We start from the raw sequence: 13992 nt of genomic DNA on the forward strand, positions 1-13992 counted from the left end.
TTACACGCGTTATCGTTAACGACCATCGCTGGCAAGCCAGCTCCTACAAAAGACCACGTGACCTCCAAACCCTGTAGGAGCCGGCTTGCCGGCGATGGACTCCAGTACGCCGCGTTTATCCGGCTTACACGCGTTATCGTTAACGACCATCGCTGGCAAGCCAGCTCCTACAAAAGACCACGTGACCTCCAAACCCTGTAGGAGCCGGCTTGCCGGCGATGGACTCCAGTGCGCCGCGTTTATCCGGTTTACACGCGTTATCGTTAACGACCATCGCTGGCAAGCCAGCTCCTACACGAGACCGCGTGAGCTCCAAACCCTGTAGGAGCCGGCTTGCCGGCGATGGACTCCAGTGCGCCGCGTTTATCCGGTTTACACGCGTTATCGTTAACGACCATCGCTGGCAAGCCAGCTCCTACACGAGACCGCGTGAGCTCCAAACCCTGTAGGAGCCGGCTTGCCGGCGATGGACTCCAGTACGCCGCGTTTATCCGGTTTACACGCGTTATCGTTAACGACCATCGCTGGCAAGCCAGCTCCTACAGATATTGCGTAATCAGTGTTTTCCGGGATTGCGTGAAGATCCATTTTTAACGGGATAGCGGTTGGCTTAATAACCCAGCAATCGGTCGGCACAGTTCAATAACGCTTCGCTGGCATTCAATCGACGGAAGTTCTCCGCTACTTGTTCGGCAATACAGTCATGGGAAGCCGCCGAGGCCATGTGCGGGGTGATGGTGACGCCGGGCATCGTCCACAGCCGGTGATCGGCCGGTAGCGGTTCCTGCTCGAAGACATCCAGCAAGGCACCGCGTAATTGCCCTTTCGCCAAGGCCCGTTCGAGGTCATCGATATTCAAATGAGCGCCGCGCCCACAGTTGACCAGTGCCGCACCGTTGGCGAGCTGTCCGAAAGTGGCACGGCCGAGGATGCCGCGGGTTTCACTGGTCAGCGGTAGCAGGTTGATCAGCAACTCGACGCCGTCGAGAAACGGGTTCAACGCCTCCGCTCCGGCGCAGGTGCGCACACCCGGCAAGTCCTTGCTGCGCCGCGCCCAGCCGCGCACGTCATAGCCCGCCGCGACCAGATCCAGGGCAATTGCGCTGCCCAGCGAGCCGAGCCCCATCACACCAACCTTGAACTGCCCCGCCGCCCGTTGCAGCGGCCGCTCCCAGTGCTGTTTCGGTTGCTGCGACAGCACTTGGTCGAAACCACGATGATAGTGAATCACCGCCCAACGCACGTACTCGGTCATGCCCTGGCGATGGCCCGGGTCGACCACGCGGCAGATCGGTAGATCCGGACACGACGGGTCGTGATCGAGGTGATCGATGCCGGCGGCCACGGAGTGAATCACCTGCAGGTTCGGCAACTCGCCGAGACTGCCCGGCAACGGAAACCAGCACGCCGCCATCTGCGCATCGGCTGCCCGGGAATCGTCGGCCAGCACGGCAGTGAGCTGCGGCGCGCTGCGGGCAAACGCGGCCTGCAATTGCTTGAGCAGCAAGGTGTCGCGGGACAACAGAACCACAGTGTTCATGACAGATAGGACTCGCGCTGGGATTCGATCAGGGTCAGGGCGGCCTCCCAGGCCAGGTCGATGATGTTGTCCTGCTCATCACGGTCAAACTGCTCGGCAGTGTGCGCGCACACTTGCGGTGACGGGTAATGCAATGCCGAACCACCGGCCAGGGCCTGCACCTGGGCCTGGCAGGCGCGCTCCAGGAAGTGGATTTCCTGGAACGCCTGGGCCACCCCCGAACCACCAACCAGCAGGCCGTGATTGCGCAGGATCATCGCCCGGTGCGGACCGAGGTCGGCAATCAGGCGCTCGCGCTCATCCAGCGACAGCGCGATGCCCTCGTAGGTGTGATAGGCCAGCTTGCCGTAGAACTTCAGCGCGTGCTGGCTGATCGGCAGCAAGCCTTGTTTCTGTGCCGCAACCGCCATGCCGGCCGCGGTATGGGTGTGGATCACGCAGTTCAAGTCCGGGCGCGCCATGTGGATCGCCGAGTGAATCACGAAGCCTGCTGCGTTGACCCGATGGCCTGCGTACTCTGGATCGACCACCCGCCCTTCCTGATCGATACGCACCAGGTCCGAGGCGCGCATACGGTCAAAGATCACCCCGTAGCGATTGATCAGGAAGTGGTGTTCAGGTCCCGGAATCCGCAGGGTGATGTGGGTGTCGATCAGGTCGGTCATGCGAAAGTGCGCAACCAGTCGATACAGTGCCGCCAGTTCACAACGGGCTTGCCATTCAACCGGGTCGATGTGTGCAGGTTTACTCACGAATACACCTCTTTAGCAGCGTGGGTGACGACCGGGTTGGCGCGCAGGCGGGCCAGGCCGCAAACACCGATCAGGGACAGGGCCGAGAGCAAGGTGAAGAACACCGCCAGGGGCAACCATTGTCCGGAAAACTTGCTGGCCAGCAGGGTGCCGATCAGCGGCGTGGTGCCCCCGGCCACGGCGCAAGCCAGTTGATAAGCGATGGAAATGCCCGAGTAGCGCAGGTGCACCGGGAAGGCCTGGGTCATGTAGCCGGCGATCACCGCGTACAGCGCCGAGAGAATCACCACGGCCAAGGCGATGCCGAGGGTCATCAACAGAATGTTCTGCGTGCCGACCAACAGGAACATCGGATACGGGGTGACCATGCACAGCAGCGCGACCATCTTGAGAAAACGCGCTTCGCCAATGCGTTCAGCCAGCAGCGCCGAGACCGGTTGCGAGAGCAACTGGATGACGGTCACCAGAAACAGGCAATCGAGAATCGTCGACCGGGCAATGCCCTGGTATTGGGTGACGTAGGTAATCATGAAAGTATTGGTGAAGAAGAACCCGGCCGAGCCGATGGTCACCGCCGCGGCGGCGAACAGGATCTGCCGCCAGCAGGTGCGGATCACCTCCATCACCGGATACTTGGCGGTTTCGTTATTGTCCTGGACCTTGGCGAATTCCGGCGACTCGTGAACCCCGGAACGGATCAACAGGCCGACCATCATCAACACGCCGCTGGCGAGGAACGGCAGGCGCCAACCCCAAGCGAGGAACTCCTCTGGCTCAAGGGACGTCACCAGACGGAAAGCGATCAGGGCCAGCAACAATCCGGCCGGGCTGCCGAGTTGGGCGAACGAGGCATAGAACGTCTTGCGCTTGGCCGGCGCATGCTCGCTGGCCATCAGCACCGCCCCACCCCACTCGCCACCGACCGAGATGCCCTGGATCACACGCAGGACGATCAGCCCGATGGGTGCCCAGATACCGGCGCTGGCATAACTCGGCAACAGGCCAATCCCGGCGGTGGCGATGCCCATCAGGGCCATGGTCACCAGCAGCATTTTCTTGCGCCCGAGACGATCGCCCAGATGACCGAACACCATGCCGGCCATGGGACGGGCAATGAAGCCGACAGCGAAACTGCCGAACGCGGCGAGGGTACTCATGACCGGGTCGCTGCTGGGGAAGAATACTTGCCCGAGCACCAATGCCGCCGCGGTGGCGTAGATGTAGAAGTCGTAGAACTCGATGGTCGTGCCAATGAAGGCAGCGGCCGCGGCTCGGCGCGGTTGGGCGGTAGTGTGCATACAAGGACCCTGTGTACTTATAGTTTTGGGCAGGTGTTGAGGGTGACGGTTGCGCTCTGTGGCGCTTGTGGGCTTTATCGCTTCCGTGCCAGGATTAGTCAATTTTCAAATTCTTATCTTTACTATTAGCGCTGCTACTGCATGAGGTTTTATGCCCTCCACTTCCAACCCTTGGGTCGGCCGGCGCTTTCTCAATGACCGCCTCGACTGGAACCTGCTGCGCACCTATCTGGTCATCGGCCAGGAGGGCAGCATGAGTCGTGCCGCCGCGCGACTGCACATCACCCAGTCGGCCGTCAGCCAGGCGCTGAAACGCCTGGAAGAACAACTGGAATGTGTGTTGATTGCCCGCAGTGGGCGACGCTTTGAACTGACGGAAACCGGGGAAGAAGTCCTGCGCATAGCGGCGGATATCTACGGTGATATTTCACGCCTGGGGACAGTGGTGGAGAGCCGTCATGACGACTTGGTGGGCAAGATTCGTATTCTCACCGTCAGCGGTGTTCAGGCTCGGCATTACGATGATTTCCTCGCTGACTTCCATGAAACCCACCCGAAAATCGAGCTGGAAGTCGAGGTGATGGGCAGTTCGAACATCATCAGCTCGCTGCTGCAAAAGACTGCGACGATCGGCGTCGGATTGTGCCGTTTGCCACAGCCACGGCTGGAACAACGGGTGCTGTTTCGCGAGACCTACGCTTACTTTTGCGGTCAGCGGCATCGGTTGTTCGGGCAAGAGAACCTGACCCTGGAGCAGCTCGCTGCGGAAAATTTCGTCAGCTTCACCAGCGATCAATTGGGCGGCAATCTTTCACCCTTGACGCTGTTCCGCGACCAGCAAGGTTTCACCGGTAAGATCGTCGCATCATCCACCAGTTTCGAAGAAATTTACCGCCTGATCTGTGCAGGTTACGGCATTGGCGCCTTGCCCACGCATTTGGTGCACCGGGATGTCGAGCAAGGCCTGCTCTGGCGCTTGCCACCGGAAGACGGGGTGGTGGATTTCGATATCCAGCTGTTGTGGAATCGCGAACAGAAGATGAGCCAGGCCGAAACGGTGTTCCTCGAGAGCTTCCAGCACATGCTCAGCATCCGTGAGCCTGTGCTGTGAAGCCCTGCTGATTCAGACGTGGGGATCGCCCGGCGCCTTGCTCGGCGCGGCGTACTGCGGCTTCAGGTGCCCGTCCTGATCGAGTAGCCAGGCGTCCATGATCTGCCGTACGACCGGTCCGGCGACACGACCGCCCGCCTCGCCGTTTTCGATCATCACCGAGATCACGATTTTCGGGTGCTCGGCCGGGGCGAAACCGACGAACAAGGCATTGTCGCGGTTACGCTCGCGGGTTTTCTCGCGGTTGTAACGTTCGCCCTGCTTGATCGCCACGACCTGCGCGGTACCACTCTTGCCGGCAATACGATACTGCGCCCCTGCCGCTGCGGCCCGGGCAATCCCGCGGGCATCATGCATCACCATCTGCATGCCATGATTGACCTGCTCCCAGTCGCGCGGATCCTTGAGCAGGATGTTCGGCACGGGATGCTCATCCACCGGCGCGACGCCATCCACGGTTTTGGCCAGGTGCGGGCGATTCCACACGCCTTTGTTGGCAATCAGCGCCGTAGCCTGGGCCAATTGCAGCGGCGTGACCTGCATGTAGCCCTGGCCGATGCCGAGAATCACCGTCTCGCCCGGAAACCAGGCCTGACGACGGGTGGCGCGCTTCCAGGCCTGGGATGGCATCAGGCCGGAGGCTTCTTCGTTCATGTCCAGGGAGACTTTCTCACCGAGTCCGAACATGGCCATGTAGTCGTGCAGGCGGTCGATCCCCAGCTTATGTGCCAGGTCATAGAAGTAGGTGTCGTTGGAACGCATGATCGCCGCATCCATATCCACCCAACCATCGCCGCTGTGGTTCCAGTTGCGGTACTTGTGATCGAAATCCGGTAGTTGGTAGTAACCGGGGTCGAACACACGAGTCTGTGGCGTGACGACACCGGTATCGAGGCCGGCGATTGCCACTTCCGGTTTGATGGTCGAACCTGGCGCGTACAGGCCGCGCAGCACACGGTTGAACAGTGGTCGGTCGATGGAGTCACGCAGCGTTGAGTATTCCTTGGAGCTGATGCCGGTGACGAACAGGTTAGGATCGAAACTCGGATTGCTGACCATCGCCAGCACTTCACCGGTCGACGGGTCCAGCGCGACTACCGAGCCTCGACGATCACCCAGGGCTTGTTCGGCGGCCTCCTGAAGCTTGACGTCGAGGCTAAGGACAATGTTCTCGCCCGGCACCGGGTCAGTGTGCTTGAGCACCCGCAGCACACGTCCCTGAGCATTGGTTTCGACCTCCTCATAACCGACATGGCCGTGCAGTTGCGCCTCGTAGAACTTTTCGATGCCGGTCTTGCCGATCGATTGGGTGCCTCGGTACTCGACCGTATCCAGAGCCTTTGACTCTTTTTCGTTGATACGTCCGACGTAGCCGACCGAATGAGCGAAGTGCGCGCCCAATGGGTAGTGTCGAACGAATTGCGGCTCGACATCGAGGCCCGGCAAACGGAACTCATTGACGGCCAGAACCGCGATCTGTTCTTCGCTCAGTTCATAGAACAACGTCACGGGTACGAAGGGGTGACGTGCCTGCTTCATCGCCTTGTCGAACTGCGAGCGGTCTTCGGCGGGCAAGTGCAGGAGATTGACCACCTCGTCCAGCTCGCTTTTAACATCGGTGGCGAGTTCGCGGGTGATGGTCAGGTTGAAGCTAGGACGGTTGTCCGCAAGGAGTACGCCGTTGCGGTCATAGATCAATCCGCGGGTAGGTGTAATCGGCAGGACGTGGACGCGGTTGTTTTCGGAGATGGTGGAGTGATAGTCGAACTCGACTACCTGCAGGACATACAGACGTACCACCAGCGCACAGGTAATGGCGGCAACGAACAGGGCGCAGGCCATGAGTCTCTTGTTGACCAGGCGTGTTTCTTTTTCATGGTCCTTGATCGGTATCGGTTCAGGCACTTGTACAGCAACTCTTTGAAAAGAACGCCGATCCGTGGGCGCAAACTCAGTCCATTAAAAATGAGCTGCACCATACCAAAAGCGTGGAGCCTGGTTCGTGTGATTTTTTTCACAATTGACCTTGGCTGGCTCGGCTCTTTTTTCGAGCGCAAAAACAAAACCCCAACTGCTTTCGCAATTGGGGTTTCGGAATTTAATCTTGACGATGACCTACTCTCACATGGGGAAACCCCACACTACCATCGGCGATGCATCGTTTCACTGCTGAGTTCGGGATGGGATCAGGTGGTTCCAACGCTCTATGGTCGTCAAGAAATTCGGGTACTGAGTCGTGGCCAGCTGGCCGCGCTTCAGCAAATTGGGTATGTGATAGCTTGGTGTTTTGTGAGCATTTCGAACTTTCGGTTCTTTCGTCTTCACACACCGCAATCTGATGCTCTTTCGAGTAGTCAAATTGCTTGGGTGTTATATGGTCAAGCCTCACGGGCAATTAGTATTGGTTAGCTCAACGCCTCACAGCGCTTACACACCCAACCTATCAACGTCGTAGTCTTCGACGGCCCTTCAGGGGACTCAAGGTCCCAGTGAGATCTCATCTTGAGGCAAGTTTCCCGCTTAGATGCTTTCAGCGGTTATCTTTTCCGAACATAGCTACCCGGCAATGCCACTGGCGTGACAACCGGAACACCAGAGGTTCGTCCACTCCGGTCCTCTCGTACTAGGAGCAGCCCCTCTCAAATCTCAAACGTCCACGGCAGATAGGGACCGAACTGTCTCACGACGTTCTAAACCCAGCTCGCGTACCACTTTAAATGGCGAACAGCCATACCCTTGGGACCGGCTTCAGCCCCAGGATGTGATGAGCCGACATCGAGGTGCCAAACACCGCCGTCGATATGAACTCTTGGGCGGTATCAGCCTGTTATCCCCGGAGTACCTTTTATCCGTTGAGCGATGGCCCTTCCATACAGAACCACCGGATCACTAAGACCTACTTTCGTACCTGCTCGACGTGTCTGTCTCGCAGTCAAGCGCGCTTTTGCCTTTATACTCTACGACCGATTTCCGACCGGTCTGAGCGCACCTTCGTACTCCTCCGTTACTCTTTAGGAGGAGACCGCCCCAGTCAAACTACCCACCATACACTGTCCTCGATCCGGATAACGGACCTGAGTTAGAACCTCAAAGTTGCCAGGGTGGTATTTCAAGGTTGGCTCCACGCGAACTGGCGTCCACGCTTCAAAGCCTCCCACCTATCCTACACAAGCAAATTCAAAGTCCAGTGCAAAGCTATAGTAAAGGTTCACGGGGTCTTTCCGTCTAGCCGCGGATACACTGCATCTTCACAGCGATTTCAATTTCACTGAGTCTCGGGTGGAGACAGCGCCGCCATCGTTACGCCATTCGTGCAGGTCGGAACTTACCCGACAAGGAATTTCGCTACCTTAGGACCGTTATAGTTACGGCCGCCGTTTACCGGGGCTTCGATCAAGAGCTTCGCGTTAGCTAACCCCATCAATTAACCTTCCGGCACCGGGCAGGCGTCACACCCTATACGTCCACTTTCGTGTTTGCAGAGTGCTGTGTTTTTAATAAACAGTCGCAGCGGCCTGGTATCTTCGACCGGCGTGGGCTTACGCAGTAAATGCTTCACCCTCACCGGCGCACCTTCTCCCGAAGTTACGGTGCCATTTTGCCTAGTTCCTTCACCCGAGTTCTCTCAAGCGCCTTGGTATTCTCTACCCAACCACCTGTGTCGGTTTGGGGTACGGTTCCTGGTTACCTGAAGCTTAGAAGCTTTTCTTGGAAGCATGGCATCAACCACTTCGTGTTCTAAAAGAACACTCGTCATCAGCTCTCGGCCTTAGAATCCCGGATTTACCTAAGATTCCAGCCTACCACCTTAAACTTGGACAACCAACGCCAAGCTGGCCTAGCCTTCTCCGTCCCTCCATCGCAATAACCAGAAGTACAGGAATATTAACCTGTTTTCCATCGACTACGCTTTTCAGCCTCGCCTTAGGGACCGACTAACCCTGCGTCGATTAACGTTGCGCAGGAAACCTTGGTCTTTCGGCGTGGGTGTTTTTCACACCCATTGTCGTTACTCATGTCAGCATTCGCACTTCTGATACCTCCAGCAAGCTTCTCAACTCACCTTCACAGGCTTACAGAACGCTCCTCTACCGCATCACCTAAGTGATACCCGTAGCTTCGGTGTATGGTTTGAGCCCCGTTACATCTTCCGCGCAGGCCGACTCGACTAGTGAGCTATTACGCTTTCTTTAAAGGGTGGCTGCTTCTAAGCCAACCTCCTAGCTGTCTAAGCCTTCCCACATCGTTTCCCACTTAACCATAACTTTGGGACCTTAGCTGACGGTCTGGGTTGTTTCCCTTTTCACGACGGACGTTAGCACCCGCCGTGTGTCTCCCATGCTCGGCACTTGTAGGTATTCGGAGTTTGCATCGGTTTGGTAAGTCGGGATGACCCCCTAGCCGAAACAGTGCTCTACCCCCTACAGTGATACATGAGGCGCTACCTAAATAGCTTTCGAGGAGAACCAGCTATCTCCGAGCTTGATTAGCCTTTCACTCCGATCCACAGGTCATCCGCTAACTTTTCAACGGTAGTCGGTTCGGTCCTCCAGTCAGTGTTACCTAACCTTCAACCTGCCCATGGATAGATCGCCCGGTTTCGGGTCTATTCCCAGCGACTAGACGCCCTATTAAGACTCGCTTTCGCTACGCCTCCCCTATTCGGTTAAGCTCGCCACTGAAAATAAGTCGCTGACCCATTATACAAAAGGTACGCAGTCACCCAACAAAGTGGGCTCCCACTGCTTGTACGCATACGGTTTCAGGATCTATTTCACTCCCCTCTCCGGGGTTCTTTTCGCCTTTCCCTCACGGTACTAGTTCACTATCGGTCAGTCAGTAGTATTTAGCCTTGGAGGATGGTCCCCCCATATTCAGACAAAGTTTCTCGTGCTCCGTCCTACTCGATTTCATGACTAAGAGATTTTCGCGTACAGGGCTATCACCCACTATGGCCGCACTTTCCAGAGCGTTCCGCTAATCTCAAAGCCACTTAAGGGCTAGTCCCCGTTCGCTCGCCACTACTAAGGGAATCTCGGTTGATTTCTTTTCCTCAGGGTACTTAGATGTTTCAGTTCCCCTGGTTCGCCTCTTGCACCTATGTATTCAGTACAAGATAACCATCTTATGATGGCTGGGTTCCCCCATTCAGACATCTCCGGATCAAAGTCTGTTTGCCGACTCCCCGAAGCTTTTCGCAGGCTACCACGTCTTTCATCGCCTCTGACTGCCAAGGCATCCACCGTATGCGCTTCTTCACTTGACCATATAACCCCAAGCAATCTGGTTATACTGTGAAGACGACATTCGCCGAAAATTCGAATTTCTCAACTAAGAGAACTCACAAATTTTACCTTAGCCTGATCCGTTACCAGTGAAAGTAACGTTCAGTCTATCTTTCTATCACATACCCAAATTTTTAAAGAACGATCTAATCAAAAGACTAGAAATCAATATTCATTACCGAATATTCATTTCTAAACTCTTAAACTTCGAAGCAGTTTATGGTGGAGCCAAACGGGATCGAACCGTTGACCTCCTGCGTGCAAGGCAGGCGCTCTCCCAGCTGAGCTATGGCCCCATAACAAAATTGGTGGGTCTGGGCAGATTCGAACTGCCGACCTCACCCTTATCAGGGGTGCGCTCTAACCAACTGAGCTACAGACCCAATTTCGAGCTTGTAACTGTTAGCGTGAGCTATCAGCTTGGAGCTTAAAGCTGCTTCTATCGTCTTCTTCAATGAATCAAGCAATTCGTGTGGGAGCTCATGGAGCAGCTGAGTCGTCGATTAAGGAGGTGATCCAGCCGCAGGTTCCCCTACGGCTACCTTGTTACGACTTCACCCCAGTCATGAATCACACCGTGGTAACCGTCCTCCCGAAGGTTAGACTAGCTACTTCTGGTGCAACCCACTCCCATGGTGTGACGGGCGGTGTGTACAAGGCCCGGGAACGTATTCACCGCGACATTCTGATTCGCGATTACTAGCGATTCCGACTTCACGCAGTCGAGTTGCAGACTGCGATCCGGACTACGATCGGTTTTGTGGGATTAGCTCCACCTCGCGGCTTGGCAACCCTCTGTACCGACCATTGTAGCACGTGTGTAGCCCAGGCCGTAAGGGCCATGATGACTTGACGTCATCCCCACCTTCCTCCGGTTTGTCACCGGCAGTCTCCTTAGAGTGCCCACCATAACGCGCTGGTAACTAAGGACAAGGGTTGCGCTCGTTACGGGACTTAACCCAACATCTCACGACACGAGCTGACGACAGCCATGCAGCACCTGTCTCAATGTTCCCGAAGGCACCAATCCATCTCTGGAAAGTTCATTGGATGTCAAGGCCTGGTAAGGTTCTTCGCGTTGCTTCGAATTAAACCACATGCTCCACCGCTTGTGCGGGCCCCCGTCAATTCATTTGAGTTTTAACCTTGCGGCCGTACTCCCCAGGCGGTCAACTTAATGCGTTAGCTGCGCCACTAAGAGCTCAAGGCTCCCAACGGCTAGTTGACATCGTTTACGGCGTGGACTACCAGGGTATCTAATCCTGTTTGCTCCCCACGCTTTCGCACCTCAGTGTCAGTATCAGTCCAGGTGGTCGCCTTCGCCACTGGTGTTCCTTCCTATATCTACGCATTTCACCGCTACACAGGAAATTCCACCACCCTCTACCATACTCTAGCTTGTCAGTTTTGAATGCAGTTCCCAGGTTGAGCCCGGGGCTTTCACATCCAACTTAACAAACCACCTACGCGCGCTTTACGCCCAGTAATTCCGATTAACGCTTGCACCCTCTGTATTACCGCGGCTGCTGGCACAGAGTTAGCCGGTGCTTATTCTGTCGGTAACGTCAAAACACTAACGTATTAGGTTAATGCCCTTCCTCCCAACTTAAAGTGCTTTACAATCCGAAGACCTTCTTCACACACGCGGCATGGCTGGATCAGGCTTTCGCCCATTGTCCAATATTCCCCACTGCTGCCTCCCGTAGGAGTCTGGACCGTGTCTCAGTTCCAGTGTGACTGATCATCCTCTCAGACCAGTTACGGATCGTCGCCTTGGTGAGCCATTACCTCACCAACTAGCTAATCCGACCTAGGCTCATCTGATAGCGCAAGGCCCGAAGGTCCCCTGCTTTCTCCCGTAGGACGTATGCGGTATTAGCGTTCCTTTCGAAACGTTGTCCCCCACTACCAGGCAGATTCCTAGGCATTACTCACCCGTCCGCCGCTGAATTCAGGAGCAAGCTCCCGTCATCCGCTCGACTTGCATGTGTTAGGCCTGCCGCCAGCGTTCAATCTGAGCCATGATCAAACTCTTCAGTTCAAACATCTTTGGGTTTTGAGAAAACCCTAAACTTGGCTCAGCAATCGTTGGTTACATCTTTGATTTCTCGCGGAGTAACTTGTGATGCTGATAATCTGTTGACTAGCAGTCTGACTCCACAAGCACCCACACGAATTGCTTGATTCAGTTGTTAAAGAGCGGTTGGTTAAGATCTTTCATCTCAACCGAGGCGCGCATTCTACAGCAGCCTCATTTGCTGTCAAGTGGTATTTTTCAGAAGTTTTCAAGGATTTCCTTAACAACTTCAACCACTTGCGCTTCAGATCTCTCATCAGCGGGAGGCGAATTCTACAGCGTTACACGCTGCTGTCAACACCTCTTTTTCAACTTCCTTTTGGCTTCGATGAACTGAAGCAACCTGCTGTCAAAAACTGCGTAACTCGTTGTTTACCAAGGAGTTTTCCGTTTCGACTGCGCCGGAAGTGGGGCGAATTATAGAGATCTGAAATCTGCCGTCAAGCACTGATTCAGGTTTCTATCGATATGTGCAAAAACACTGCTTATATATAGACGCGCCTGCAGGGAATGCGCAGTATATTGCCCAACACAATTAGAAACGACCTTGATTCCCATATTTCGGACGATGCCACGCAATGAATGATCAGCCTCGCAGCCTAGCCTCCACACTGTTCTCGGTCGGACTGCTGCTCATAGCCATGGCGTCGATCCAGTCCGGAGCCTCCCTGGCCAAAAGCATGTTCTCCGTTGTTGGTCCTCAAGGGACGACAACGTTGCGGCTGATTTTTGCCAGCGTGATCATGATGCTGATACTGCGTCCATGGCGGGCAAAACTCACCGCCAGATCCCTGCGCACCGTCATCGTCTACGGGATGGCGCTGGGTGGAATGAACTTCCTCTTCTATATGTCCTTGCAAACAGTCCCGCTGGGCATCGCAGTGGCGCTTGAATTCACCGGCCCTCTGGCTGTGGCGATCTACGCCTCGCGTCGCGCGATCGACTTTTTGTGGATCGCCCTGGCTGCCGTCGGTTTGCTGCTACTGATACCGACGGGAGAGGCGAGCGCGGGAATCGATCTGGTAGGCGCCGGTTATGCCTTGGGAGCAGGCGTCTGCTGGGCACTGTACATTTTGTTCGGCCAAAAAGCGGGGGCCGATAATGGTGTGCAAACCGCCGCACTGGGGGTAATGATCGCTGCGCTCTTCGTCGCCCCTATCGGCATCGTCCATGCGGGTTCCGCTTTGCTGACGCCTTCATTGATCCCCGTGGCCCTCGGCGTCGCCGTCTTGTCCACAGCCCTCCCCTATACCCTCGAGATGGTCGCCCTGACCCGCATGCCGGCCCGCACCTTCGGCACGCTGATGAGCATCGAGCCCGCCTTCGGCGCCTTATCGGGCTTGCTGTTCCTTCATGAATACCTCTCGCTGTCGCAGTGGATGGCAATCATGTGCATCATTCTGGCATCCGTTGGCGCAACCATGACCATGAGCACTTCCACCAGGCCAGCAGTAGCGGCAGATTGATAGTTGATATGACGAAGGTCTGGTATTTACCGATCAATTAGGCCATGTTTAGCCCCGCAACCCAGAGTCATACCATGGACTATTTCAGATAGGGATGTCGGTACGCTTCAAGCGAAAGCGAATGCAGCCAGACTCGGGCACAAGATCCGGGGACGCTATAAGGACAGTAATGAAACGATTTTTGATACTGATCGCCGTACTTGCAATTGCGGGCTGCGCAGCGACCTCGGAAACACAGATCAAGCATGGCAAGAAAGGGCTACATATCAACTGTTCCGGACTGTCTTCGTCCTGGGACAAGTGCTACGCCAGCGCCGCCAACTCCTGCGCACCCAAGGGATACAAGGTCATTGCCAAGTCGGGAGATGCCGTGGAAGAACCCGGCGACTACCCGTTTGGCCTCAATCCTGCGGGCTATACCAGCCGCAGCATGATTGTCATCTGCAAATAGGCAGGGCCGTCG

Annotated in this window: 7 protein-coding genes, 2 tRNA genes and 3 rRNA genes; 3 read left to right on the top strand and 9 right to left on the bottom strand. The window is 56.0% G+C overall.

Going from position 1 to position 13992, the window contains the following annotated elements; all coding sequences use genetic code 11:
• Window positions 1–610 precede the first annotated feature (610 nt).
• From QMK54_RS22290 to QMK54_RS22300, 3 genes are read right to left on the bottom strand one after another with little or no spacing between them, the layout of a single operon-like run.
• The gene (locus QMK54_RS22290; protein ID WP_110661564.1) at window positions 611–1540 is read right to left on the bottom strand and encodes a 2-hydroxyacid dehydrogenase; all 930 of its coding nucleotides are present in this window, start codon (window positions 1538–1540) and stop codon (window positions 611–613) included.
• Window positions 1537–2292: a class II aldolase/adducin family protein gene (locus QMK54_RS22295; RefSeq protein WP_110661562.1), complete on the bottom strand. Its 756-nt coding sequence runs from the start codon at window positions 2290–2292 to the stop codon at window positions 1537–1539. The genes QMK54_RS22290 and QMK54_RS22295 overlap by 4 nt, the downstream gene beginning before the upstream one ends.
• Complete coding sequence (locus QMK54_RS22300) at window positions 2289–3590, bottom strand: MFS transporter (RefSeq protein WP_110661560.1); 1302 nt, start codon at window positions 3588–3590, stop codon at window positions 2289–2291. Before QMK54_RS22300 ends, QMK54_RS22295 begins: the two co-directional genes overlap by 4 nt.
• Before the next feature lie 151 nt (window positions 3591–3741).
• On the opposite strand from QMK54_RS22300, the gene QMK54_RS22305 reads away from it, so the two are divergent.
• On the top strand, window positions 3742–4701 hold the full coding sequence (locus tag QMK54_RS22305) for a LysR family transcriptional regulator (RefSeq protein WP_110661558.1): 960 nt from the start codon (window positions 3742–3744) through the stop codon (window positions 4699–4701).
• 12 nt (window positions 4702–4713) lie between these two features.
• Here the strand turns inward: QMK54_RS22305 and mrdA are convergent, their stop codons facing one another.
• From mrdA to QMK54_RS22335, 6 genes are all read right to left on the bottom strand, one after another.
• The gene (gene mrdA / locus QMK54_RS22310; protein WP_320401369.1) at window positions 4714–6606 is read right to left on the bottom strand and encodes a penicillin-binding protein 2; all 1893 of its coding nucleotides are present in this window, start codon (window positions 6604–6606) and stop codon (window positions 4714–4716) included.
• 197 nt (window positions 6607–6803) lie between these two features.
• Window positions 6804–6919, bottom strand: a 5S ribosomal RNA gene (rrf, locus tag QMK54_RS22315).
• Window positions 6920–7075: 156 nt separating this feature from the next.
• Window positions 7076–9967: ribosomal RNA gene (locus QMK54_RS22320) — 23S ribosomal RNA — on the bottom strand.
• 239 nt (window positions 9968–10206) lie between these two features.
• Window positions 10207–10282 (bottom strand) — tRNA-Ala (locus QMK54_RS22325).
• 10 nt (window positions 10283–10292) lie between these two features.
• Window positions 10293–10369: transfer RNA gene (locus QMK54_RS22330), tRNA-Ile, on the bottom strand.
• Window positions 10370–10490: 121 nt separating this feature from the next.
• Window positions 10491–12027 (bottom strand): 16S ribosomal RNA (locus QMK54_RS22335).
• The 16S, 23S and 5S rRNA genes sit together here with 2 tRNA genes alongside, the layout of an rRNA operon.
• A gap of 614 nt (window positions 12028–12641) precedes the next feature.
• Here QMK54_RS22335 and rhtA point away from each other — a divergent pair.
• Together rhtA and QMK54_RS22345 are read left to right on the top strand one after the other, a co-directional pair.
• A complete protein-coding gene (gene rhtA, locus QMK54_RS22340) occupies window positions 12642–13529 on the top strand; it encodes a threonine/homoserine exporter RhtA (RefSeq protein ID WP_110659951.1) in 888 nt (295 codons plus the stop codon).
• Between the two features lie 169 nt (window positions 13530–13698).
• Window positions 13699–13980 carry a hypothetical protein gene (locus tag QMK54_RS22345; protein ID WP_110659950.1) on the top strand — a complete coding sequence of 94 codons (282 nt, stop codon included), beginning with the start codon at window positions 13699–13701 and terminating at the stop codon, window positions 13978–13980.
• Window positions 13981–13992 lie beyond the last annotated feature (12 nt).

Origin of the sequence: Pseudomonas sp. P5_109 (assembly GCF_034009455.1) — a bacterium.
Taxonomy (GTDB): Bacteria; Pseudomonadota; Gammaproteobacteria; order Pseudomonadales; family Pseudomonadaceae; genus Aquipseudomonas.